The following is a 23,712-nucleotide window of genomic DNA, read 5'->3' as shown; positions in this document are numbered from 1 at the left end:
ATCAGGGCAAGGATAGATAGCGTTTCAATCTGCTGTGAAATTGTATAGTTCGATATTTAAAGTGCGGTGTTGTAGATGTGGGAAATTGGCTAAAGAAAAAAATTAAAGGACATTTCGGTTTAACGAAGCACAATAAAAAAAGCCTAAACTGAAACGGTTTAGGCTGTCATTTTCAGGTTAAATCCAGCTGATTTTTTAGACTTAACGTTTAGAAAGGAACGTTTAATAACTGACTTAAGAAATGTGGAATGAGCTTCGGTTCAAGAATAATCGTCATGATTACACCATACGCTGCGCCCCAAAGGTGTGCGCTGTGGTTAATGTTGCTGTTGCCACGTTTACCTGACCAAATACTATAAGCCACATAAAGCACGGCAAAAATAATCGCAGGAACAGGAATAAAGAATACAAAAATCAGTTTCCACGGTTCAAACAAAATATACGCAAAAAGTACCGCAGATACCGCCCCAGAAGCCCCTAAACTTGCCCAATGGGTATCATGCTTATGTTTTAAATAACTCGGAATAATCGCAGCGATCAAACCGCCCAAGTAAAACAGCACAAAGCCCATGTCGAAAAAATATTGGCGATAAAAACTTTCAATCACGCTACCAAAGAAAAATAAGGTAATCATGTTGAATAATAGGTGCGCACCATCTGCATGAATAAAGCCATTGCTAATAAATCGGTCATACTCGCCACGACTGAGGGCTGGCGGCCAAAATAACAAACGATTCATCACTTTCTGATTTGAAAATGCAATCAGTGAAATCACCACCGTAATCAGGATAATGGTCACGGTGTGGTTAAAGGGTAGACCCAACATATATGACTATTCTACTTGTTAAAATTTATGCTCAATAATGCCATTAAAACGGCTTAAAGCGTGAACTTTCAGAATAATTCCGACAATTTTAGTTGATTTTTTTCTAATGCCCCGCATCTTAAGTTAAAATAGCGACTTCAGCTTGAGGAAATATTGTAATGTCGACTGAGAACAACAGCACAGCAGTTGCTGAAGAAATTCCAAACCTATTGATCACTCCAAATGCCCAAGAGTATTTGAAAGATCTTTTGGATAAACAAAATACACCGGGCATTGGTGTACGTGTTTTTGTGGAAAATCCGGGTACGCCACGTGCTGAATGTTGTATGGCTTACAGTGCACCAGAAGAAGTTGTGCCTACAGACTATAAACAAGACTATCCAGATTTCCCTGCATTTATTGACACACCGTCTATTCCATATCTTTTGGATGCGGTAATTGACTATAACAAAGACCGTTTTGGTGGTCAGTTAACTTTCCGTGCACCAAACTCAAAAGTGCCACGTGTGGGTCCAGATGCCTCTGTAGAAGAGCAAATCACTTATGTTCTACAGTCAGAAATTAATCCTGGCCTTGCCGGTCATGGTGGTAACTGTGCATTGGTAGAAGTGGTTGAAGATGCAGAGCATGGTTTAACTGCAGTGCTTAAATTCGGTGGTGGTTGCCAAGGTTGTTCTTCAATCGATTTAACCTTGAAACAAGGTGTTGAAACAACATTGAAGCAGCATGTACCTGAATTAATGCGCGTTGTTGACCAAACGGATCACAGTAATACTGAAGGTGCTTATTTCAAATAAGTTCAGTATTGTTATAAAAAAGCCGCAATGATGCGGCTTTTTTATTGTCTAAATCAAATAAAACGAAGATTTTTAAATGGTTTCTGAGGTTTTTACAGTGAGATGATAAGCGATATCACAAATATAAATGAGAATGATTATTAAAATTAGTTGCAATATTGTTCGTGTTAGTTACAATGTGCAACACAATATTCAAGATTTCTCCATAAATACGTTCATTTGGAAGCACTCAATGACCAAACAACTATTAAAATCAACGCTTACACTTTCAATACTCTGTGCATTGGTAAGTTTGACGCATGCAAAAGATGTGCACACTGAAGCATCAGATGAATCCGTAACGAAGATGGAAACCATTGTTGTTACTGCAGCAGAACAAGTTAAACAATCATTAGGTGCTTCAAAAATTACGGCAGAAGATTTAGAAAAAATACCGGTTGTTAATGATATTTCAGAATATGTGCGCCGTATGCCGGGTGTAAATTTGACTGGTAACAGTGCCACCGGGCAACGTGGTAATAACCGTCAGATTGATATCCGTGGAATGGGGCCTGAAAACACGTTGATCTTAATTGATGGTAAGCCTGTAAATTCGAGAAACTCAGTACGTTATGGCTGGCGCGGTGAGCGTGATACACGTGGCGATTCGAACTGGGTACCTGCAGATGCTATTGAATCGATTGAAGTGCTGCGTGGTCCAGCAGCAGCGCGTTATGGTTCAGGTGCGATGGGTGGTGTGGTCAATATTAAAACCAAGAAAGTGACCAACGACGTGCATGGCTCTGTGGAAGTTTTTACCAATCAACCTGAAGACGCTAAAGAGGGCGCAAGTCACCGTGAAAGCTTTAACTTAAGCGGGCCAATTCTCAAAGATGTCCTTTCATATCGGTTATACGGTAGTTATAACAAAACCGATTCAGATGCTGCGGATATTAATGCCTTAATGGACAATGGCGCGCGTATGGCGGGTCGAGAAGGCGTTGAAAATAAAGATATTGCAGGGCGTTTGGCTTGGCAGTTGAACGATCAACAAGTCTTGATGTTTGACGCAAGTGTTGGCCGCCAAGGCAACCGTTTTGCAGGTGACAGTCAAAACAGTGTATTTGATCCAGCCGATCCAAACAAAGCGCCTATTCTATCGGCTTTAATTGGTGAAGAAACCAATACCATTTATCGTGATAGTTTTGCATTAACCCATGAAGGTACGTGGGGTTGGGGCGATAGTAAACTCATTGCGCAATATGACAAAACCAAAAATAAACGCCTACCTGAAGGAACAGGCGGTAGTACTGAGGGACAGATTAATAATCTTGAAAATAAACAAACGTCATATCTAGAAACCATTCGCTTTAATGCAGAAGCCAATCTGCCGTTCCAATGGTATGTCCCACAAGTATTAACTTTAGGCGCTGAATGGGTTGAAGATGACTTTACCGATACGGTTAATACACAAGCTGGCACAGGCGGTTTTGGTGATGTGTTGACCTCTGGTGACCGTTCACAAATGGATTCACGGATTGCGTCGGCCTATATTGAAAACAATATGAACTTGGGCGAAAGCACCGATGTCGTTTTGGCACTACGCTATGATAATCATAGCAAATCAGGCGATAGCTGGAGTCCAAGTCTCAATATTACGCAAAAGCTTGGTGACTATTGGACACTAAAAGGTGGTGTAGCTAAGGCGTATAAAGCACCCAATATGTACCAAAATGCGGAAGGTTATCTGTTAAGCACTCGCGGTAATGGCTGTCCAATTGGGCTGAGCCAATGTTTATTACAAGGTAATGGTGATCTCAAACCTGAAACTTCAGTGAATAAAGAATTAGGTGTACAGTTTGAAAAAGACATCGTAAATGCAAGCTTTGCATGGTTCCGTAATGATTATAAAAATAAGATCGTTGCAGGGGATACACGTCTAGAAGAACTAGAAGTAAATGGAACAACATATAATGTACTGCGTTGGATGAATACGCCAGAAGCCTTGGTGGAAGGTGTTGAAGGAAGTATTTCTTTGGACTGGGGTGATATCACGTGGACCAATAACGTCACCTATATGATCAACTCTGAAGATAAACGTACTGGCAATCCACTTTCAGTGATTCCAAATTACACCATAAACTCTATTTTGAACTACAACATCACGGATCGATTAGACAGTAACTTTGTCTATACCCAATATGGTCGTCAAAAACCACGTCAATATGCAGAAACTAGTCTTGAAAGCAAAAATGGCTTGGCGATGGATAGCGTGAAAAGTTATGGCATTGCAGGCATTAACTTTGGTTATAAATTTAATGCGGACTTGAGTGCTCGTATCGGTGTGAATAACCTATTTGATGAGCAAAAACTGCGTGATAAAACGGTCAACCAAACATATAACGAGCCGGGTCGAGCTTACTATGCAAGTTTGAAATACCAATTCTAAGTATTTCCAAAAGAAAAGCCGCTTCACGCGGCTTTTTTTATGCTTGGATATTTAAAATTTTCAGTGCTTCACTTGAGTAGTAGAATTGTTCTAAATAGAGACGTGAACGCTCACGCAAATAACCCGACTCAATCATTTGTTGAACGATAGGATTGAGTAAGTTTTGAAGTTCATGCTGAATCAGTGCTTCATCAATATTTAAATCACGTAGCAATAAATCAAAAGGGCGTTCTGCATTGCGCACGTACCAAGCGTATACGCCATCATGCACTTGCTGTTTCATATACTCAGACTGTCGCATAAAGTCCCAAATTTCATGACCCATGGCAACTGTTTGCGGCAAGTCCTGAACTTCAACATAGTTCTTTAATACTGAAACTGGCAGCGCTTTAATTTTATGCCACAAATTGGCTTGAAAATGGTACAGCTTATGATCATCAAAGTGCTGATTTAACACGGTTTCACTCATTTGACTGAGCTTTAAAATATTCTTTTGTAAGTATTTGCTGACTGCATTATCTAAATTGGTATCAGTGACATTTTCCAGTACCGATTTCCCCATTTTCATAAATCGTGAAACACCGGGGACAGATTTCGCAATAACTGAGTTGTCTAAATAATCTTGTATCGCATGTTGAATCAACTGACTGATCATGGCTGAAAATGCAGGATTGTTGACCATGGTATGAATTAAACGTTGACGATGTCCCTGTTTACTCGCCACATACTGTGCAATTTTATCAATGGTCAACACAGGAATGATTTCGGCAATCGTGGTGCTGTCATTTGCAGGATGAATCAGTGCAAATTTGATATGTTCAGCAATTTGCTCAATCAGAAATTGACTTGCAGGGGTATTTAAAATTTGTTTCTGCAACAAGGCATTGATTTGATCAAAACTCCAAATCTGCTGCAAAGATTGTTTACGAAACCATTGATAAAAATGGGTGAATTCAGTGGCTACGGTATCATTGTGTGAAAAGCTCTGATCTAAAAAGTTCAGTTGAGCGTCAATCAACTGCTCAATCATCGGGTTTTTCTGCATACTTTCCCTGAAGTCCCAGTGATGGGGATCTAAAAATGGCGAATGCTCAGTTTAACTGAATCAGTTTATCTACCAAAGGGTTTTTAAACTTTTGACTTTTCGCAAGGAAAGGCAAGTAATGGTCTGCAACTTGTTGTTCGGCTTCTAAGATTGGCATATGACCGACGTTATTTAATATCACTGGGGTTTCCGCACGTTTCAGTAAAGACTTGAGTTCGCTAGCCACTTCAACATTAAAGATTTTATCTTGTTTGCCCCAAAGGATCAGGGTTGGGGCTTCCACCGTTCGGGTTAAACGAGCAAAAGTTTCAGGGGTGTAGATTCGATTGAGCGTGACGACTTGATCGATCATTTTACTGGTGAAGGGCGCACGCGCAATTAAGATATTTTCCTGCGCTTCTTTAAGCTGTGTTGGAACATTGGGCGGATTTTGCATGAGTTTATGCATAACATCATCTAAATCACCCGGTTTTGAAACGATTAAATTTTTAAGTTTATACGGGTCGCGGGTATAACTGGTATTGGCTTGTTTATAAATGCCCGCGCTGTTGAGTAAAAATAAACTTTGGGTATCAAAAGGATATTGAGAGGCATATACCGTGGCAATGGAACCACCCAATGAGTGACCTGCAACATTCAGTTTATCTTCAATATCTATTTTAAGGACAAACTGGCGTAGTTGTTCCGTGACATTCGGGACAGAGACATCAAAATCGACAGGGACATGGGTATCGCCATTGGCCGGAAGGTCGGGGATGATCACGTGATAGTTCGGTGTTAAATAATGCGCAACACGGTTCCAATTATCACGTGAGCCGCCTAAACCATGAATCAGCAAGATGGTGGGTTTAGAGCGTTGACCACCTTCGCTATAACTCCAATTCACATTGCCGACTTGAACACTGTGTGTGACTAAACCTGCCGCTTTACGCTCTTGGCTCAAATAGTTTTGCACGATAGAGGGTACGGCCAAGTTTTTGCTGATGGGAGATGGATTTGTAGCCAAAGCATGGTTGGCAGTAAACGTCATACAGCAAATTGTTGCTAGCTTAAAAAAGCCAAAAACGCGTGAATGATTTCCTTTCATTGACGTTTACCCCAGTTAAATCGAATCGATATATTTTTTAGATCATTTATATGACTATTATCAGAATGGGCTGAAATAGTAAAAGCGTATATTTATGAAATATATTGTAAATTAAAAATGACCTTTGTCATCCATTGCTTTTTTGACGTGGTTAAACTTGCGTTTTAATAATGTGAACCATTACAGAAAAAATAATTTTTTTTGATGAATGTGGAGTAGCATTTTCTATCAAGATGCATCGTCGTAGAAAAAATTCACAGCAATTGTTTTTGCAAGTGACAATCGATTCGACTGGGATTAAAATATTGCAACTTCGGATAAGGGTAATTAGAACATGCTAGCAGCAGCAGAAGCTTTAGATCGTTTAAAGAAAGGGAATCAACGTTTTGTAAACGGTGAAACGAATCACCCGAAGCTTTTGACGCATCAACAACGTGCTGAAATGGCCGAAAGCCAAGAACCTTTTGCGATTATTTTAGGGTGTTCAGACTCACGTGTTCCTGCTGAAATGGTCTTTGACCAAGGCTTAGGCGATTTATTCGTGATTCGTGTTGCAGGTAATATTGTGGCACCGTCTCAAGTCGGTAGCGTGGAATTTGCAGCAGAAAGCTTTGGATGTCCTGTGGTCATTGTATTGGGTCATACACACTGTGGCGCGATTCATTCTACGATTGAAGCTTTAACTAATCCTGCGACACCACCATCAGCAAACTTGATGTCGATTGTGAACCGCGTTCGTCCATCTGTAGAAATACTCATGCAAACTGAATTGAAAGATGACCTTGAAAAACTTTCAATGCATGCAGTACGTTCAAACGTTTTTGCATCAGTGAATCAACTTCGTCATGGTTCAGCAGTCCTCGAAAACTTAATTGCGCAAGGCAAATTAAAAGTGGTAGGCGCTGAGTATTCACTCGAAACAGGTGAAGTAAGCTTCTACGATTTCTAAGCAAATTACAGTAAAGACAAGATATTAAAAAAGGCGCTCAAATGAAGCGCCTTTTTTATGAACCGATTTTCACCAACTAAATTTATAAACTTGCTTTGATCAATGGATAAGCATTGTTCAGCAAAATTGTTTGCGCTTTGGCATTCGGGTGGATCTGATCTTGTTGCATTAAGTTTTTATGTCCCGCAACCCCTTGCATAAAGAAAGGCAATAATTTGACTTTGTACTGTTGGCTCAACACTTGATAGTTATTTTCAAAAGCTTGGCTATATGCCTTGCCATAATTCGGTGGAATTTTCATTCCAAATAAAATGACTTTCGATTTGGCCTGTTGGCTTTTTTGAATCAGCTGCGCTAAATTTTTTTGAATTTGTGCAGGGGGCTGTCCGCGTAAACCATCATTACCACCTAACTCAATCACCACAAGGTCTGGACGATGAGTTTGCAACAGTTTAGGCAGTCGTGCCAAAGCACCACTGGTGGTTTCACCGCTGACACTTGCATTGACCACTTTATGTTGTTTCGGATACTGTTGGTCTAGACGTTTTTGTAATAAGTGGACCCAACCTTGCTGCACTGAAACACCATAACCTGCACTTAAGCTATCGCCCAAAATCATGATGGTTTTGGCAGAGAGCAGCATCGGGCAGAACATCAGTGCAATAGCCAGCAAGTAACTCAATAGACGATTATTTTGAATGCGATTTTGCATATAGGGAAGATATGACCCAACTCACGACAGATGTTGACATCATGCCACAGGCGATTATTTCTGCACAGCAATTGACACAAAAGATACAACTTCCACAAAAACAGTTATCGATCTTCGAACAACTCGATCTTGAAATCTTTGCAGGGGAACAAGTTGCGATTACTGGTCGTTCTGGTTCAGGTAAATCCACCTTGTTGGGTATTTTGGCGACCTTAGATCAGGCCAGTTCGGGACAATTACGGGTCTGTGGTCAAGACATTCATCTATTAAATGAAGAACAGCGTGCTCAAGTCCGTTTGGCTCATATTGGATTTGTCTTTCAGTCTTTCCAGTTGTTGCCACATTTAACGGCACTGGAAAATGTCATGCTGCCGCTACGGCTAAAAGCAAATTTTCAGGTCAAAGCCGCCGAAGAAAAAGCATTAAAACTGTTAGCAAAGGTCGGACTAGAACGCCAAGCGCATCAAGCTCCCAAAGTTTTATCCGGTGGTGAGCAGCAACGGGTTGCGATTGCCCGTGCTTTGGTGAGTGAACCCGATCTGATCTTTGCAGATGAACCGACAGGCAATTTAGACAGTGCAACGGCACAGGAAATTGAACAATTGTTATTTCAGTTAAATCGTGAAATGGGAACCACATTGGTATTGGTGACACATGATGCCGATTTGGCCCGTCAATGTCAGCGCCATTTTGAATTGGTCAATGGTCAATTGATTGAGCATCGAACAGGAGATGCTGCATGAATCTTTTGGCACTGTTTCGACCACTCTTACAGCTGAGTTTTAAAACCACGGGTGTGTATTTATTATTGATCGCACTAACCTTGGCGATCAGTGCCACCACGGCTTTAAAGTTTAGTAATGTACAAATTCAAAATGCTGTAGCGCTACAAGCTGCTGAAATGTTGGCAGCAGATTTGGTGCTGACAGGCAATGAACCAATTCCACAAGAGTGGCGACAACAAGCCAAAGCACAGCAATTAAAACAATCGAATGTCACGCTATTTAGCAGCATGGCGCACACTGATCAGCAATTTGTCATGGTCAATGTCAAAGCCGTTGATGCTGCATTTCCATTAAGAGGTGAACTCGAAACAGAACCGAAACTAAACCGTTCCATACAAGCAGGTGAGGTCTGGTTAAGTCCTCGTGCCATGGATTTATTGGGTGTAAAGGTTGGAGATCAGATTAATATTGCCGATGCTGCTTTTCAAGTCAGTGCCAAAATCATTCATGATACCAATCAAGAGCTTGGCTTCAGTGGTTTTTCACCGACGGTTATGATTGCGCAATCTGAGGTGGCGAGAACCAATGCCATCCAAGTCGGGAGTCGGATTGAATATCGCCTGTTAATGGCAGGAGATGCACAAAATACCCAGCGCTTTGAAAAACTGTATAAGCAGAAATTTGGCGATCAAACAGAAAGTGGTGCTGCCAATTCAGATCAAGCGCAGGTTCAGGATGCGGCTCAAAGCAGTTTGAAATTGAGAAATGCCAGTGAAGGCAATACTCGCTTGATGAAGCCGATTGCCAACCTAGAAACGTTTTTACAACTGGCCAATATTTTAACCATCCTACTTTGTGGCATCGCCATCGCATTAACCAGTCAGCGCTATGTCCAACAAAATCAGGATGCCATTGCACTGATGCGCTGTATTGGATCGACCAAACAGCAAATATTAAGTGCTTATTTGGCTTTACTATTGGTTGTACTCGGGCTTTCAATCCTGTTTGGAAGTTTGATTGGTCTGGGATTGGGTTATGGCTTATTGCAACTGATGCTACAGTTGATTCCAAATTTACAATTAGAGTTTTCAGCCCTTTCCATGCTGCTTGGCCCGCTTCCAATTGCAATATTCACCAGTGCGATTGTGCTATTAGGATTTGTTCTTCCAAGTCTTTGGCAATTATTAGGGACACCGCCAGCACGGGTGATACGACAACAAGAGCGTTCTGTACGTTCCATGCTTTGGATGCTCAGTTTCGGAACACTCAGTTTGGTGGTGTTTTGTGTGGTTTTAACTGAAAATTTTCAACTCTCCCTGTGGCTGATTTGCGCCATCATCTTCCTGTGTGTTGGCCTATATATGATGGTCTGGCTCAGTTTAAAGGCTTTGAAAAGTTGGGGGACGAAAATCTCAGCATATATACGTACACCGTATCAAACGGCATTTCAAATTACTGCATTGGCATTAGGGCTAAGTCTGATCACGGTTTTAGCGGTATTGCGCACGGATTTGCTGGAACGTTGGCAACAACAATTGCCACAAGGAACACCTAACCAATTTGTCTATGGATTACCGCCATTTGAGTTACAGGATTTTAATCAACAACTCAAGCTGCATGGTTGGCAAGGGACGCCGATGTACCCGAATATTCGTGGGCGTTTAGTTGCCAAAAATGATCTCCCTTTTTCGGATGCCTTAATTAAAAGCAATAATTCATTACGCCGTGAATTAAATCTTACGCAGGCTGCAACTTTTCCGAAAGATAATCAAATTATCGCGGGCAGTCAGCACTTTCAACAGGTCAATGAAGTATCGGTAGAAGTGAAAACCGCACAAGAGCTGGGTATTCAAATTGGAGATCGACTGAGTTTTAGCCTACCTGAAGGGATTTTACAAGCCAAGGTAATTAACCTTCGCAGTGTGGAGTGGGAAAGCTTTAGTCCAAACTTCTTCTTTATTTTTTCTCCCCAAACCATGGATGAAAATGCCGGCAGCTATTTGGGGAGTTTCTATGTTCCACCGCAAGATAAAAATCAGTTAATTGGTCTAATTCAGCAGTTTTCGAATACCGTGTTTATTGATGTCAGTCTGATTTTGGATGAGATCAAACGCATCGTCAGCGTATTGGTTCAGATTATTACCATCTTGGCGCTGTTGGTCAGTATTTCAGGCATTTTGGTCTTGGTTGCATGTTTGAATTTATTTATGGATGAACGTAAAAAAGAAGTGGCATTACTGCGTTCCTTCGGCAGTTCCAAGCAAAAGCTAAAGTCGATGCTCAGTTTGGAAGTTGGTTTGATGGGGCTAATTTCAGGTGTCGTGGCGTGTATTTTTGCCGAAGTAATCAGTGCGATTGTCAGTTATAAAATGGAACTGGTCATCCAGCTACATGCAGAAATTTGGTTGATCCTCCCACTGGTCATGACCTTAGTCTGTACATTGATTGGACGTTATCGCTTAAGTTATCTTTGCGACATCCCACCCTTAGAAAGTTTGCGTGAACTGAATAGTTAAGGGGGGAGATGTTTAACAGCCGAGCAAGTTAAGAGTGGAGCAGGAACCCAGTGCGCAGTTCAGGTTTAGACATGATTTGATGTGTTTTCAACATATCTGTGTTGATAGCCACAGGGTTCATTCCACTGTTTAACGTGCTGCGAGAGATTGCTTCATCAGCAGGATAAAGTGTTCCCAAAGCGGTAATATCGGTTGGATTAATTGTTGGCAATGTAGATAAAACAGATAGCATCCGACAGTTGCGGCGATTAGACCGATCATTTGAATGATTAGGGATTGATGTACTTTTTGTCCCACATACCAAATGAAAGCCAACGCAGCCCCCATCAACATGCCGCCAATATGCGCGGCATTATTAATTCCACTAATCATAAAGCCCATCGCGAGGTTAATTCCCATCACCATTAATAAAGTTTTTTTATCCAGATAAAATTGCTGTTTAGGTAACATGGGGAGCAGCGAAATAATCGTCAACGCGGCACCCAGTCCCATCACTGCACCCGATGCGCCTGCACCAATACTCGGGAAAAGCTGCTGATTGGCTGCACCTTCGGCCAATAATGCATAGCTATCTTGAATGGTTAAATACCCACTCAACAAACTTCCCATCAGTCCGGCTAAAACATACAGGCCGAGGAAGTAGAAACGACCTAACATTTGCTCGGCAACACTGCCAAAAATATACAAAGCCCACATATTCAACATCAGGTGAATCAGGCCAAAATGAAAAAACATACTGCTGAATAAGCGGATGGGTTCCTCTAAAAAGGTTAAAGGTGCATAATCAGCACCCCAACGCAAAGCATCCAGTGTGTCGGGTTGGCTTACGTTCATTCCATGCAACACTTGCCAGCCAAAGAGTCCAACATTGATGGTAATTAAGAGTGCTGTGATCCACCACAGTTGGATTTGCAGCTTACGGGTTGATACAGCAGGAGGGCTGAGTTCAGACATGCTATTCTTGTACTGTGTCAAAATATTTAAAAATAAGCTTAACATGAAAAAACAGAATTTCTGGAGTAACACACTGACATGAAAGCCTTTATTGTTCGTACATTGTTAATTCTTGTCAGTCTTGTGCTTTTGGTGCAGCTTTGGATCTTTGGTAGTCTGGTGTGGTGGCGTACACATCCTGTGGAATCGACAATGATGATGCGATTAGATTATTGGTCTGAGCCCTCCAAACCGATTAAACACGAATGGCGTGATTACGACCAAATCAGTGATTATGTCAAACATGCAGTTGTTGCCGCGGAAGATGGCAAGTTTTTACAACACAAAGGTTTTGATTGGGAGGGTATGCAAAATGCCTTAGAGCGCAATAAAGATAAAGGCAAAGTGGTTGCAGGTGGGTCTACCATTTCTCAGCAATTGGCAAAAAACTTATTTTTATATAATAAGCGTTCATTTATCCGAAAAGGGCAGGAAGCTGTTGCAACATGGATGATGGAACGTATGTGGACGAAGCAACGCATTTTAGAGGTATATCTCAACTCGGTTGAGTTTGGGGACAATATCTATGGCGTAGAAGCTGCAACACAGCACTATTTTGGTAAAAGTTCACGGAGTTTGAGCCGAGAGCAAGCGGCATTTATTGCGGCTATTTTACCTAATCCAAAATATTATGATGAAAATCGACAAGATCGTAAGCTGAATTATCGTAAACGTATGATCCAAAAATATATGCGTTATAGCCATATCCCAGATTAAGAATGATCTAAACACTTGTCAAATGGCATGGCAGCGATTTGAATTACAACAAAAAGCTCATCTTTATGGGCTTTTTTTATGAAATTGTCACAAATTTGAAGCATACTAAACTGAGTACAGCACACATTTTTTAATATGGGTTTGAAATGAATACCGCAGCTGAAGTCGCGCAAGTACCAACTGAATATACTTATAATGATCGTTATATCAATCGAGAGTTATCGATTCTCGACTTTCATCTGCGTGTGCTCGAACAAGCGGTTGATCCGATACATCCATTACTTGAACGCATGAATTTCTTGCTGATCTTTTCACGTAACTTAGACGAATTTTTTGAGATTCGTGTTGCGGGAATGATGGAGCAACTAGACTTAGGCAATGAAAGCCGCAGTCCAGATGGCTTAACACCAAAACAAGTATTAGATGAAATTTCTGCGACAGCGCATGCGGCAATTGAGCGCCAGTATCGTATTTTAAATCAAGAAATTTTACCCAAATTGCGTGAAGAAGACATTTGCTTCTTGCGTCGTGGTGAGTTAACCCCTGCACAGTCGGCATGGGTAAAAAAATATTTCCAAGAACAGGTTGCTCCAGTCTTAACGCCAATTAGCTTAGATCCGGCACATCCATTCCCACGCTTAGTGAATAAGTCGCTGAACTTTATTGTGACTCTAGAGGGGAAGGATGCGTTTGGTCGTCAGATTGACTTAGCCGTTGTACCTGCACCACGTTCGCTGCCGCGTGTCGTTCGACTCCCTGATGAATTAACCGGTGGTAAAGAGCATCATGTGATGCTATCGGCAATTATTCATGAACATGTCTCTGACTTGTTCCCCGGTATGACGGCGACGGGTTGCTACCAATTCCGCGTGACGCGTAATGCCGATTTGGCTTTGAATGAAGATGTTGAAGATTTGGCTAAAGCTCTGAAAGGTGAGTTGAATTCACGTCGTTTTGGTCGCGCCGTTCGTTTGGAAGTGACAGAAAATTGTCCGCAGCATATTTATGAATATTTGCTTGATGAGTTCGATTTAGAAGAAGAGCAACTCTATAAAGTAGATGGACCAGTTAACCTTGCACGTTTACTGTCAAACTTTAAACGTCCACATCTACGTTATGACGCGCATATTCCTGTTATACCGAAAGTACTCAAAAAATCTGAAAACATTTTTAGTGCGATGCAAAAGCAAGATATTTTGCTACACCATCCCTTTGAATCATTCGCACCGGTAATTAATTTACTGCGTGAAGCTGCACGTGATCCGCAAGTTTTGGCCATTAAACAAACGCTTTATCGAAGTGGTGCAGACTCTGAAATTGTGCAAGTTTTAGCAGAAGCTGCACGTAATGGCAAAGAAGTCACCGCAGTAATTGAGCTTCGTGCACGATTTGATGAAGAATCAAATATTGCTGTAGCCAATGTATTACAAGAAGCGGGTGCAGTGGTGGTGTATGGCATCGTGGGCTATAAGACCCATGCCAAAATGATTTTGGTGGTACGCCGTGAAAATAATAAATTGGTGCGTTATGTACATTTAGGTACGGGTAACTATCACGCGGGCAATGCGCGTATCTACACCGATTATGGTCTGTTAACTACCGATAAAGAACTCTGTGAGGATGTACATCGTATTTTCCAAGAGCTGACTGGTATGGGAAAAATGGCGAAGTTGAAAAAACTGCTGCATGCGCCATTTACCTTACATGCTCAACTGATTAATTATATTGATAATGAAATTACTAATGCTAAAGCAGGTAAGCCTGCGCAAATCATTGTCAAGGTTAATGCATTAACTGAAGTTCAGTTGATCAATAAACTGTATGAAGCGTCACAAGCGGGTGTACAGATTGATTTAATTATTCGTTCTATTTGTTGTTTGCGTCCAGGTTTACCGGGGCTGTCTGAAAATATTCGTGTACGTTCTATTGTTGGCCGTTTCTTAGAACATACCCGAGTATATTATTTCAGTAATAATGGCGATGCACGGATTTACTGTTCAAGTGCAGACTGGATGGATCGTAATTTATTTAATCGTGTGGAAGCCTGTTTCCCAATTGAAGATCCAGCCTTGAAAAAGCGTATTTATCAATTAGGTTTAGTGAATTATCTAAAAGATAATCAGCAAGCTTGGTTGCTCCAAAGTGATGGGCGTTGGATTCGTACCCATGTCCAAGAGGGCGAGGAAGCACATAATTCACAGCATGTGCTTTTAGACGCATTTAAATAAATGTGTTGAACAAAAATAAAGGGAGCAATGCTCCCTTTATTTTTTTTAAATTTTCTAGATTGTTTTTGAATCGTTTATCTCAGCTAAATTTAGCTGTAGCTACAAATTTTTCTATAGATATTTTTGACAAAACCATCAATTTGATACGTTGAAAGTTTTAATTCATTGACCATCTGCTCTTGAGTCGCACTATGGCTGACCATATCCAAAATTTGATATTCTGCTGGATTTAGACTGAGCTGTTTCGGCGCTGCATTTTGCGGACTAAAAGTTTCACTCAATAAAAATTTAGCAAAACTAGGATGAAGGGCAGCGCCACCTCTTAAAATGGTTTTCAGTTGGTTATAAGTGTCTTCAATTGGTTGTTGAATCAACATATAGGCAGTTGCACCTAACTGAATCGCATGTAAAGTTAAATCTGCAGACTGTTCATTGACTAAAATGATGAGATTACTTGAAGGATAGATTTTCTTAATTTTATGTATGAATGAGATATCAGACTGTTGCGTGACCACTAAAAAGATTAAATTTGGCAATTGATTGAAAATTTGTTGTTCCGCATCTGCTAAATTTTCTGAAAATGTAATGAGGTCTTCAGGATAACCGAGGTCTCCTAAGATGTTAAACAGCACTGTTTTTGAAGTCATTGATTGATGATCAATGATCAAAACGGGTACTGGCAATAAAAATTCACTCATCATACATTTCGCTCATTTATTATTTTTAATCAAATTGCATTTCCATAATGTGCATGAAAGTGAATTAGAAAAATATACCTAGAAGTAGTGATTTATACATCAAAGTATAATTAAGTTATTGTGATATAATAGAATTTAATTAATGTATGGTTTTTTGTGTTTTTCATTATGTGGAATGCAAAGATTTATAGTTTTTTGTTTTTATTTTTAGAATATTGATTAAATAATCATCATATTTCGATTCGAATTGAAAATAATAATTGAAATGTGAAAACAGTATTTTGACAACTAATAAATTGAACTGTTTCTGATGTGAGTTAATATTCACCTATTGCTTAGTTATTTTAAACATGAATATTAGTGACTATTTGAAATAATGTGATTTATTTCTCATCAATGTTTATTTTATAGCACAAAACATAATTATGAAAAAAGCTCTTTGAAAATGAATCAGACGTACTTTATCTAAAATACCTGAAACTAGTGATTTTAACGAAAGTTATATTTTACTAAGATGTATTAATCTTCTTACTTATCTGGCTAGTGTGAAGATATTATCGAGGCGATGAATTGAGATATACATCAAGTCATATATTACCTTATCAGGCTACCTATTTGGGTTAGCCTTTTCTTTTTTCTAGATATTGTATTTCATCATTTTCAATTTTTAAACTCATCTCAATATTATTATTTCTGGGTTATTAATTTCTGCAAAATAAAAAAGAGAGCACAGGGCTCTCTTTAATATTCATGGATTGAATTAGTGCAGATTACTGGTGATTTTCTGCAAGATTTGAAGCAATACATCAAATTCACTTTGAAGCGGCGTACTTTTACGCGTTACCAATGCTAATGTGCGTGTAGGACTAGCTTCTATTTCTTTCACAGCCAAATCTTCATTGGCTTTGATCATATTGGTATGAACTGCAATTTCAGGCAATAAGGTAAAGCCTAAATCTGCGGAAACCATTTCAACCAAAGTTGGCAATGAGCTTGCTTTTAAACGGTGGTCATTTTTACGTTCACCAATCGGGCAAGCACTCAAAGCATGATCACGTAAGCAATGGCCTTCTTCAAGCAACATTAAACGAGATAAATCTAAGTCGTCTAAAGATTTTGCTTGAGCTGCATTTTGGTCAGTTTTGTTGTACACCAAGAACAATTTTTCTTTGTTTACTTCTGCAACTTTCAAGCTACGTGTATCGAAAGGAAGGGCAAGTAATACAATATCTAGATTACCATGCTCGAGTTTCTCAACAATTTTTTCACTTTGTGCTTCATGTAAGTGCAATTGAATTTTTGGTAATTGCTTATGCACTTCTTCTAATAATGGCGCAAGTAAGAATGGCGCAATAGTAGGAATGACCCCTAGATGTAAATCACCCGTTAGAGGTTCGCTCATTTCACGACTTAAACGCATTAGGTCTTGCGCATCTGCCAATAGAACTCGGGCTCGTCCGACAACTTGTTCGCCAAGAGGAGTTAAACGCACGTTTTGACGGTCGCGTTCTACCAATACGCCACCTAGTAAACGCTCAAGTTCCATGATCCCGCCAGACAAAGTAGACTGGGTGACAAAAGAACGACGCGCAGCTTCAGTAAAGTGTAGCGTTTCTGACAGTGTTACTAGATATGACAGCTGTCTTAAGGATGGTAATGCAGCCATAGTGTCCTAATTTATGATTTAAAGTGATCAGCAAACAAACCGCTAAGATATGGAATAAAATGCGGTGGGATATCATGCCCCATTCCATCAATTAATTCAAATTTAGCACCTGAAATAGCCTTTGCAACGGCCTTACCATGGCTTGGCGGCAGCAAACGGTCACGAGCTCCATGAACCACAATGGTTTTATGCTGAATTTGTTTATCCAACTGCAGCAGGGAACCTGTACATAATATTGCTAAAAACTGTTGAAGTACACCCGCTGGGTAATAACTCCGTTTATAGAGTTTACGTGCAGTTTGTATCGCTTCAAGCTGATTAATATAGCCTGGAGAGCCTATAATATTAAAAACTTTCAGGCTATGGTTAATAATGCCATCTTCATCGTTAGATTCAGGTTTTTCAATTAGACTAAATAATTGCTTTGGAAATGGCGGTGGAAGTAAGGGGTGGATGTTACTGGTAAAAAGTAAGCTTAAGTTGTGCACTTTATCTGGATAGCGTGCCGCCACGATTTGAGCAATCATGCCGCCCATCGAAGCGCCTAAAATATGGACTTTATCAAGTCCCATACGATCAATTAACAGTGCAACATCGTCTGCCATATCGTATAGATCATAAGGCGCACCTTGATTCTCTAGACCTAAGGCAAAACGTCCCATCAGTTTAAAGGTGTTAAGACGTGGGCCTGGGTTACGAATTTTACTCGACAGACCAATATCACGATTATCAAAGCGAATAACACGGTAACCTTGGTCTATTAGGGACTTACAAAAGAAATCGGGCCAATACAACATTTGTGCGCCGAGTCCCATAATCAATAAGATTGCAGGATCTTCAGGATGACCACCCACCTCGACATGAAGTTCAATGCCATTGCCTAACTCAACGCGAGTTTCATGCATAAAAGAGGCATAAGGTGAAATATTAAACTGAAGGGCACTATTCATTGTTATTTTCCTTTAAAAAGGACGTCTATTATTATCAGGACGTCCTTGTATTTAAACCCTAAACTGAAGCAGGAATCAAGTCCGGAACCTGCTTAGTCAAAGTTAAGCGTTGCTTCCCAGCAGTTGCACCGAGCAGTACAAATCCACGTAATACGCCATCTTGATCGATCGCACGGGCAATCATGCCATCTTCAAGCTCTTCTGTTTCCCATTGAGTTTCAACATCAATAGGCGCAGGAAGGACAGTTAAAGGTGCTGCAGGTGTTTTAACGGCTACAGGCATAGCTGGATAATGCACAGCGGTATGTTCACCATTGAGGGTTTTTGCCAAAGCACGTGCTTGTTGCATGATCGGCATCACGTATGGCAGAAGGGTACCATTGACTTCAGCACAGTCACCGACAGCATAGATATCTGCCAAGTTGGTTTCTAAGCCTTTATTGGTTAATACGCCACGACTGGTGTGAATGCCGGCTTGTTTTGCTAAGTTAATCTCAGGCTGTAGACCAATCGCAGACAACACAACATCTGCCACTAAGCTTTGACCATTGGCAAGGCTCACTTGATAGTCACCATTTTCAATACGTGACACTTTGTCGACTGTCGTACCTAAAACGAATTGAATACCCGTTTCTTCTAAATTGCTTTGGAATTTAGCTGCAACATGAGACGGCAGTAGGCGACCCAAAGGTTGCGGAGCTAAATCGACCACCGATACTTTCGCCCCAGTATTTTGGAGGTCGTTGGCAAATTCACAGCCAATCAGGCCTGCCCCTAAAATCACCACACGTTTATCTTCACGTGCTGCAAGCTGTTTACGGAAAGCTTTGTAGTGATCTAAATTGTTGACGACGTGAATGTCTTCACTGCCATCACCCGAAATAGCTAAGCGAATTGGATTTGCGCCGACTGCTAAAACGAGTTTTGAATATAGTTGTGTTTGAGTTCCATTTTGGCTTTCAATAGTAAGCTCATGTTTTGCTGCATCAATGGATTTAACCCAACTCATATTGATGATTTGCATATTGAGTTGAGCCGACATTTTTTCGGCATCCCCTAGAGGGATTTGCTCAGGAGTTTTATTACCAACGAGCGCATTGGATAATGTCGGTTTAGCGTAGTTAATGGCATCATCCGCACAGATCATAATAAGTTCTAGTTCAGTATTTAACTTTCGAAATTCACGTGCAACGGCATATCCCGCCATACCAGAACCAATAATGACAATAGGGTGCATACTCAACTCCAAACACATTTCATATTTTTTTAAAGACAAAAAAAAGACCATAACGATGATGGCCTTAGATTCTATTTATTAGATTTCAACCATTTCAAAATCTACTTTTGAGACGCCACAGTCTGGGCAAGTCCAATCATCTGGGATATCTTCCCATTTCGTTCCTGCCACGATACCGTCTTGTGGCCAGCCTTCTGCTTCGTCATAAATCCATCCACAAACGATGCACTGATACTTTTTCATTCCATTCTCCAAAAACTGACACAAAATTAAGTCAGTAAATACTTCATAACTGTATAAGTTTATACCTTAAGGTTAATTAGCCTTATACAGTAGACTCTTATGTTAAATTTTTACGCAGTTCTAACGATAAAGTAAAGTGGCTAAGAGTTTAATGAGTGAAATTAAAAGCAGAATGGCAGTGAGGGACAATAAATATCATCAAAACCCCAGATCTGAGAAAAATTGTCTGATAATATTTATGCCTATTGAAAGCTATATTGGAATTCATTTCCGTGAATTGGGTTCTAAATACCGCTTTTTATACCCTCATAGACTAAAGTCTTGCAGAAAAAAACTCTAAAATCTTTTATTTTATGATTAGGAAAATATATATTTGATATTTTTTAAATAAATACAATATTAATAATCAATAACTTATGTAAATTTGCTGTATCTTAAATATGCATTTTAGTCGGGGGTTAGCTGTTCTTTTCTCTCAAATCGCGTTAAAATTCACACATTCCTTCCTTAATTTATTTTCTCCTATTATGAGTAATTCTACTGCTGCGGCATTGTGGTCTAACATTCGTACTGTCCAAGATTTCCCAAAACCAGGAATTTGCTTCTTTGACCTTACGCCGTTATTTATGAATAACATCGAATCGTTAACTGATGCCCTAATTGCAAGTATTCCAGCCGAGCAATTGGCAGAAGTAGATAGCTTTATTGCAGTTGAAGCGCGTGGTTTTGTTTTGGCAAGTTTACTTGCTCAGCGTACGGGTAAAGGTTTGGTCTTGGTGCGTAAAGCCGGCAAATTACCACCACCAGTGGTCGGTGTGGGTTACAGCCTTGAATACGGTTTAGATCGTCTTGAAATGTCAGCTGAAATCGAATCACAAAAAGTGATTATTGTGGATGACGTATTGGCGACGGGCGGTACGCTTCGTGCAGTGAAACAATTGGCTGAAAAATGTAAACACCAAGTTCTAGGCGCAAGCATTTTCTTAGATTTGCCTGACTTGCATAAAGATTTAGGTTTAAATATCTGGTCTGTTTTAGATGATAAAACACGTCCTGAAGCAGATGCTGCCTAAGCGTCAGCTTTAAAATGTAAAAAGCCTTGTCTATGACAGGGCTTTTTTATGTCTGATAAAAACGACGTTGCTGCTTATGATTAATATGATTTATTTTTTTAAATAGTTTAATTCGAGATGTTGGATTAAATCATTAATATTTTCAGGGCATTGAAGGCGATGATGTCCACCATCCATGACTTGAACCTGCATATAGTCTTCGAGTTGTTGTTCTGCTTCATACATATCTAAGATTTCATCGCCACGTTCGATATATGCAATTTGTGGAATATCGTGATCCAAATCCATTTCATTAATTGCAGGGTAGTCGTCGCGAAAGTCTGGATGCAGACTCGGGTTAGCAATCACACAAGGAATGCGATGAAACAGCGACATTTTCAAAGCCCAGTATGCCCCGAGACTATGACCGACGATGATATCAGGCTTAATGGTTTCAATACTTTCATGATAAAAGTCCGCAACAGTTTGAAAATTTAAGTTGCGATAGTCCACTTCAATGCAGAATTTTTGTTTTGCATCGATGGCATGGAATTTAGTGGATTCACGGGAAGAATCCAATCCATGTAAAAACAGAATTTTCGATAAGCAGGAAGTCATTGTTTTTCTACACACTGTTTTCAGACATTTTGGATGTGTTGAATATTTTATTTTTCAACAATTTTATGACTTCATTGTAGAGAGAATCGTCAAAAAGAGAATTTAGCTTTTGGTCTAATTTGTAGGCATTTAAAAGACTTTAGTCTTAAAGAAAATAGATTAAAAGGTTGAATTAAGCTATTGAAATATATTTCAATATATTGATAGTTATAAATATTTTAAAGTGCGTAGTTGTCATTGTAATATCGCTAAATATTGGCTTGCTAAGTTTAAATATTTAACTTTTATCTCGTGCATATCTGAAAGGTATGGATTAAGCAAACCTGAAGGTATAGCTGTCAAAACAACTTACTTTGATAAATTTCAACTTATTGAAAAAATGCGCACATTGCTTACTGCTCAATTCAAAGGAAATCTGCTATGCTATGCAACTTCCGTTTTTTAACTATTTGAGACAGAGATGACGCAACATAACGCTCAATCGACTTCTGAACAAGCCATTTCCGAAAACGATTTAATTGCACAGCGTCATGCCAAGTTAGAGCACATCAAAGAGCACGCCAAGGAAACAGGTGTTAGCCCGTGGCCTAACACATTTAAGCGTGAACACTATGCACAAGACCTACAAGATCAATTCGCTGAAAAATCAAAAGAAGAAATTGAAGCAGGCGAAAAGGTTTATGTAAAAGTTGCTGGTCGTGTGATGTTGAACCGTGGTTCATTCATCGTAATCCAAGATATGACTGGTCGTATCCAGCTTTATGTACCACGTAAAGAGTTGGATGCTGATGTTCTTGCAACAATTAAAGCACTCGATTTGGGCGATATTATTGCCATTGAAGGTTATATTGGTCGTTCTGGTAAAGGTGACCTTTATGTTCATATTGAACATTTTGAGCTTTTAACCAAATCACTCCGTCCACTTCCAGACAAATTCCATGGTTTGACTGATACTGAAGTTAAATACCGTAAGCGTTATTTAGACCTCATCATGAACGAAGAAACACGTAAAACTTTTGAAATTCGTGCAAAAGTGGTGTCAGGTATTCGTTCATATTTGAGCAATGAGCGTTTCATGGAAGTTGAAACACCAATGATGCATGTGATTCCGGGTGGTGCATCTGCGCGTCCATTCGAAACTCACCACAACGCATTAGATATGCCTTTATTTTTACGTATTGCGCCTGAGCTTTATTTAAAACGTTTGGTCGTTGGTGGTTTTGAGCGCGTGTTCGAAATTAACCGTAACTTCCGTAACGAGGGTGTATCAACACGTCATAATCCAGAATTCACCATGATTGAATTCTACCAAGCATATGCAGACTACAAAGACCTGATGGCTTTGACAGAAAATATGCTTGAAAAATTGGCCATCGACATCTTAGGTTCGACTGATGTGCCTTATGGTGATGAAGTGTATAGTTTCAAAGGTCCATTCAAGAAAATTTCGATGTTTGATGCGATTCTTGAACACAACCCAACGTTCACTGCTGAAAATGTATCTGATCGTGAGTTCCTTGCAAACTTCGTTAAAAATGAACTGAAAGAGCAAGTAAAACCTGGTTTTGGTTTAGGCAAACTTCAAACCATCGTATTTGAAGAAACTGTTGAAACAGAACTTCGTCAACCGACATTCATCACAGAATACCCAGCGGAAACTTCACCATTGGCACGTCGTAATGATGAAAATCCACATATTACGGACCGTTTTGAATTCTTCATCGGTGGTCGTGAGTTGGCAAATGGTTTCTCAGAGTTAAATGATCCGATTGACCAAGCTGAACGTTTCCAAGCCCAAGTTGCTGAAAAAGATGCGGGTGACGATGAAGCAATGCATTACGATGCAGACTTCATTGAAGCATTGGAATACGGTTTACCTCCTACAGCGGGTGAGGGGATTGGTATTGACCGTTTGGTGATGTTATTTGCGAATGCTGCAAGTATTCGTGAAGTGATCTTATTCCCTCATATGCGTCATAAAAACTAATTTAGTTTTTGAAATAAAAAACCCGCTTAATGCGTAATGCCAGTCAGTTAAGAGATTGACTGGCTTTTTCTTGGGTATTTTTGAGGTTTTCCTTTTACAACCCTTGGATAGCTCCTCACTCTTCTCTCAGGTATAACATACCGATTAGATTTCTCCATTAAACTTTCCAGATGTTTGGGGAGATTACCTGCAGAAGCCAAAGAGTCGAATCTGAGTAAATTAAGAAGGGCAATAGATG

20 protein-coding genes and 1 pseudogene are annotated in these 23,712 nt (G+C 40.0%); 9 read left to right on the top strand and 12 right to left on the bottom strand.

The features are described 5' to 3' along the window. Positions 1-208: 208 nt before the first annotated feature. On the bottom strand, positions 209-826 hold the full coding sequence (locus FTV03_RS09510; protein ID WP_180041188.1) for a rhomboid family intramembrane serine protease: 618 nt from the start codon (positions 824-826) through the stop codon (positions 209-211). 158 nt (positions 827-984) lie between these two features. On the opposite strand from FTV03_RS09510, the gene nfuA reads away from it, so the two are divergent. Further along, positions 985-1,623 (top strand): Fe-S biogenesis protein NfuA, encoded by a 639-nt coding sequence (gene nfuA, locus FTV03_RS09505; RefSeq protein WP_180041186.1) that lies wholly within the window; start codon positions 985-987, stop codon positions 1,621-1,623. A 232-nt stretch (positions 1,624-1,855) separates the two neighbouring features. Then, the gene (locus FTV03_RS09500; protein WP_180041184.1) at positions 1,856-4,051 is read left to right on the top strand and encodes a TonB-dependent siderophore receptor; all 2,196 of its coding nucleotides are present in this window, start codon (positions 1,856-1,858) and stop codon (positions 4,049-4,051) included. A gap of 37 nt (positions 4,052-4,088) precedes the next feature. Here the strand turns inward: FTV03_RS09500 and FTV03_RS09495 are convergent, their stop codons facing one another. Together FTV03_RS09495 and FTV03_RS09490 are read right to left on the bottom strand one after the other, a co-directional pair. After that, positions 4,089-5,096: a hypothetical protein gene (locus FTV03_RS09495; RefSeq protein ID WP_180010102.1), complete on the bottom strand. Its 1,008-nt coding sequence runs from the start codon at positions 5,094-5,096 to the stop codon at positions 4,089-4,091. A gap of 46 nt (positions 5,097-5,142) precedes the next feature. After that, positions 5,143-6,183 (bottom strand): alpha/beta fold hydrolase, encoded by a 1,041-nt coding sequence (locus FTV03_RS09490; RefSeq protein ID WP_180041182.1) that lies wholly within the window; start codon positions 6,181-6,183, stop codon positions 5,143-5,145. Positions 6,184-6,517: 334 nt separating this feature from the next. On the opposite strand from FTV03_RS09490, the gene FTV03_RS09485 reads away from it, so the two are divergent. Next, entirely contained in the window at positions 6,518-7,132 is a 615-nt protein-coding gene (locus FTV03_RS09485) for a carbonic anhydrase (RefSeq protein ID WP_078189941.1), read from the top strand. An 82-nt stretch (positions 7,133-7,214) separates the two neighbouring features. Here FTV03_RS09485 and FTV03_RS09480 read toward each other — a convergent pair whose 3' ends face one another. Then, on the bottom strand, positions 7,215-7,844 hold the full coding sequence (locus tag FTV03_RS09480; RefSeq protein WP_078193022.1) for an arylesterase: 630 nt from the start codon (positions 7,842-7,844) through the stop codon (positions 7,215-7,217). An 11-nt stretch (positions 7,845-7,855) separates the two neighbouring features. Between FTV03_RS09480 and FTV03_RS09475 the strand changes: the two genes are divergently transcribed. Both FTV03_RS09475 and FTV03_RS09470 read left to right on the top strand, forming a co-directional pair. Then, a complete protein-coding gene (locus FTV03_RS09475; RefSeq protein WP_180005271.1) occupies positions 7,856-8,587 on the top strand; it encodes an ABC transporter ATP-binding protein in 732 nt (243 codons plus the stop codon). Continuing rightward, a complete protein-coding gene (locus FTV03_RS09470) occupies positions 8,584-11,085 on the top strand; it encodes an ABC transporter permease (protein ID WP_180041180.1) in 2,502 nt (833 codons plus the stop codon). The genes FTV03_RS09475 and FTV03_RS09470 overlap by 4 nt, the downstream gene beginning before the upstream one ends. A 129-nt stretch (positions 11,086-11,214) precedes the next feature. On the opposite strand, the gene FTV03_RS09465 is transcribed toward FTV03_RS09470, so the two are convergent. Further along, positions 11,215-12,039 carry a rhomboid family intramembrane serine protease gene (locus FTV03_RS09465; protein WP_180041178.1) on the bottom strand — a complete coding sequence of 275 codons (825 nt, stop codon included), beginning with the start codon at positions 12,037-12,039 and terminating at the stop codon, positions 11,215-11,217. 78 nt (positions 12,040-12,117) lie between these two features. Here FTV03_RS09465 and mtgA point away from each other — a divergent pair, with 78 nt between their 5' ends. After that, positions 12,118-12,795, top strand: coding sequence for a monofunctional biosynthetic peptidoglycan transglycosylase (gene mtgA / locus FTV03_RS09460; RefSeq protein ID WP_078193019.1), 678 nt, complete (start codon positions 12,118-12,120; stop codon positions 12,793-12,795). 146 nt (positions 12,796-12,941) lie between these two features. Further along, on the top strand, positions 12,942-15,023 hold the full coding sequence (ppk1, locus tag FTV03_RS09455; protein WP_180041176.1) for a polyphosphate kinase 1: 2,082 nt from the start codon (positions 12,942-12,944) through the stop codon (positions 15,021-15,023). A gap of 89 nt (positions 15,024-15,112) precedes the next feature. Here the strand turns inward: ppk1 and FTV03_RS09450 are convergent, their stop codons facing one another. From FTV03_RS09450 to rubA, 5 genes are all read right to left on the bottom strand, one after another. Beyond that, the gene (locus FTV03_RS09450) at positions 15,113-15,724 is read right to left on the bottom strand and encodes a response regulator transcription factor (RefSeq protein ID WP_168379235.1); all 612 of its coding nucleotides are present in this window, start codon (positions 15,722-15,724) and stop codon (positions 15,113-15,115) included. A gap of 757 nt (positions 15,725-16,481) precedes the next feature. Further along, the gene (gene oxyR / locus FTV03_RS09445; protein WP_168379234.1) at positions 16,482-17,387 is read right to left on the bottom strand and encodes a LysR family transcriptional regulator OxyR; all 906 of its coding nucleotides are present in this window, start codon (positions 17,385-17,387) and stop codon (positions 16,482-16,484) included. Positions 17,388-17,398: 11 nt separating this feature from the next. Next, positions 17,399-18,337 carry an alpha/beta fold hydrolase gene (locus FTV03_RS09440; RefSeq protein ID WP_218948613.1) on the bottom strand — a complete coding sequence of 313 codons (939 nt, stop codon included), beginning with the start codon at positions 18,335-18,337 and terminating at the stop codon, positions 17,399-17,401. 58 nt (positions 18,338-18,395) lie between these two features. Further along, positions 18,396-19,574, bottom strand: coding sequence for an NAD(P)/FAD-dependent oxidoreductase (locus FTV03_RS09435; RefSeq protein WP_180041174.1), 1,179 nt, complete (start codon positions 19,572-19,574; stop codon positions 18,396-18,398). A gap of 78 nt (positions 19,575-19,652) precedes the next feature. Continuing rightward, positions 19,653-19,817 carry a rubredoxin RubA gene (gene rubA, locus FTV03_RS09430; protein WP_005179369.1) on the bottom strand — a complete coding sequence of 55 codons (165 nt, stop codon included), beginning with the start codon at positions 19,815-19,817 and terminating at the stop codon, positions 19,653-19,655. Positions 19,818-20,344: 527 nt separating this feature from the next. On the opposite strand from rubA, the gene FTV03_RS09425 reads away from it, so the two are divergent. After that, a complete protein-coding gene (locus FTV03_RS09425) occupies positions 20,345-20,890 on the top strand; it encodes an adenine phosphoribosyltransferase (RefSeq protein WP_078189930.1) in 546 nt (181 codons plus the stop codon). Between the two features lie 90 nt (positions 20,891-20,980). Here the strand turns inward: FTV03_RS09425 and FTV03_RS09420 are convergent, their stop codons facing one another. Further along, positions 20,981-21,487: a YqiA/YcfP family alpha/beta fold hydrolase gene (locus tag FTV03_RS09420; RefSeq protein ID WP_078189929.1), complete on the bottom strand. Its 507-nt coding sequence runs from the start codon at positions 21,485-21,487 to the stop codon at positions 20,981-20,983. Positions 21,488-21,947: 460 nt separating this feature from the next. On the opposite strand from FTV03_RS09420, the gene lysS reads away from it, so the two are divergent. Beyond that, positions 21,948-23,474, top strand: a complete 1,527-nt coding sequence (lysS, locus tag FTV03_RS09415) for a lysine--tRNA ligase (protein WP_078193012.1) — start codon at positions 21,948-21,950, stop codon at positions 23,472-23,474. Positions 23,475-23,521: 47 nt separating this feature from the next. Here lysS and FTV03_RS17780 read toward each other — a convergent pair. Further along, positions 23,522-23,712 (bottom strand): annotated as a pseudogene (locus tag FTV03_RS17780) (DDE transposase); the annotation flags it as partial.

The organism is Acinetobacter sp. YH12218, assembly GCF_013417925.1.
In the GTDB taxonomy this organism is placed as follows: domain Bacteria; phylum Pseudomonadota; class Gammaproteobacteria; order Pseudomonadales; family Moraxellaceae; genus Acinetobacter; species Acinetobacter amyesii.
The sequence above is the reverse complement of the archived record's forward strand: the minus strand, read 5'-3'. Positions and strand labels throughout refer to the sequence as shown.

What these genes read in the sequence shown, in the direction of transcription:
- FTV03_RS09510 (WP_180041188.1), bottom strand. Translation starts at nt 826, where the DNA reads ATGTTGGGTCTACCCTTTAACCACACCGTGACCATTATCCTGATTACG.
- nfuA (WP_180041186.1), top strand. Translation starts at nt 985, where the DNA reads ATGTCGACTGAGAACAACAGCACAGCAGTTGCTGAAGAAATTCCAAAC.
- FTV03_RS09500 (WP_180041184.1), top strand. Translation starts at nt 1,856, where the DNA reads ATGACCAAACAACTATTAAAATCAACGCTTACACTTTCAATACTCTGT.
- FTV03_RS09495 (WP_180010102.1), bottom strand. Translation starts at nt 5,096, where the DNA reads ATGCAGAAAAACCCGATGATTGAGCAGTTGATTGACGCTCAACTGAAC.
- FTV03_RS09490 (WP_180041182.1), bottom strand. Translation starts at nt 6,183, where the DNA reads ATGAAAGGAAATCATTCACGCGTTTTTGGCTTTTTTAAGCTAGCAACA.
- FTV03_RS09485 (WP_078189941.1), top strand. Translation starts at nt 6,518, where the DNA reads ATGCTAGCAGCAGCAGAAGCTTTAGATCGTTTAAAGAAAGGGAATCAA.
- FTV03_RS09480 (WP_078193022.1), bottom strand. Translation starts at nt 7,844, where the DNA reads ATGCAAAATCGCATTCAAAATAATCGTCTATTGAGTTACTTGCTGGCT.
- FTV03_RS09475 (WP_180005271.1), top strand. Translation starts at nt 7,856, where the DNA reads ATGACCCAACTCACGACAGATGTTGACATCATGCCACAGGCGATTATT.
- FTV03_RS09470 (WP_180041180.1), top strand. Translation starts at nt 8,584, where the DNA reads ATGAATCTTTTGGCACTGTTTCGACCACTCTTACAGCTGAGTTTTAAA.
- FTV03_RS09465 (WP_180041178.1), bottom strand. Translation starts at nt 12,039, where the DNA reads ATGTCTGAACTCAGCCCTCCTGCTGTATCAACCCGTAAGCTGCAAATC.
- mtgA (WP_078193019.1), top strand. Translation starts at nt 12,118, where the DNA reads ATGAAAGCCTTTATTGTTCGTACATTGTTAATTCTTGTCAGTCTTGTG.
- ppk1 (WP_180041176.1), top strand. Translation starts at nt 12,942, where the DNA reads ATGAATACCGCAGCTGAAGTCGCGCAAGTACCAACTGAATATACTTAT.
- FTV03_RS09450 (WP_168379235.1), bottom strand. Translation starts at nt 15,724, where the DNA reads ATGATGAGTGAATTTTTATTGCCAGTACCCGTTTTGATCATTGATCAT.
- oxyR (WP_168379234.1), bottom strand. Translation starts at nt 17,387, where the DNA reads ATGGCTGCATTACCATCCTTAAGACAGCTGTCATATCTAGTAACACTG.
- FTV03_RS09440 (WP_218948613.1), bottom strand. Translation starts at nt 18,337, where the DNA reads ATGAATAGTGCCCTTCAGTTTAATATTTCACCTTATGCCTCTTTTATG.
- FTV03_RS09435 (WP_180041174.1), bottom strand. Translation starts at nt 19,574, where the DNA reads ATGCACCCTATTGTCATTATTGGTTCTGGTATGGCGGGATATGCCGTT.
- rubA (WP_005179369.1), bottom strand. Translation starts at nt 19,817, where the DNA reads ATGAAAAAGTATCAGTGCATCGTTTGTGGATGGATTTATGACGAAGCA.
- FTV03_RS09425 (WP_078189930.1), top strand. Translation starts at nt 20,345, where the DNA reads ATGAGTAATTCTACTGCTGCGGCATTGTGGTCTAACATTCGTACTGTC.
- FTV03_RS09420 (WP_078189929.1), bottom strand. Translation starts at nt 21,487, where the DNA reads ATGACTTCCTGCTTATCGAAAATTCTGTTTTTACATGGATTGGATTCT.
- lysS (WP_078193012.1), top strand. Translation starts at nt 21,948, where the DNA reads ATGACGCAACATAACGCTCAATCGACTTCTGAACAAGCCATTTCCGAA.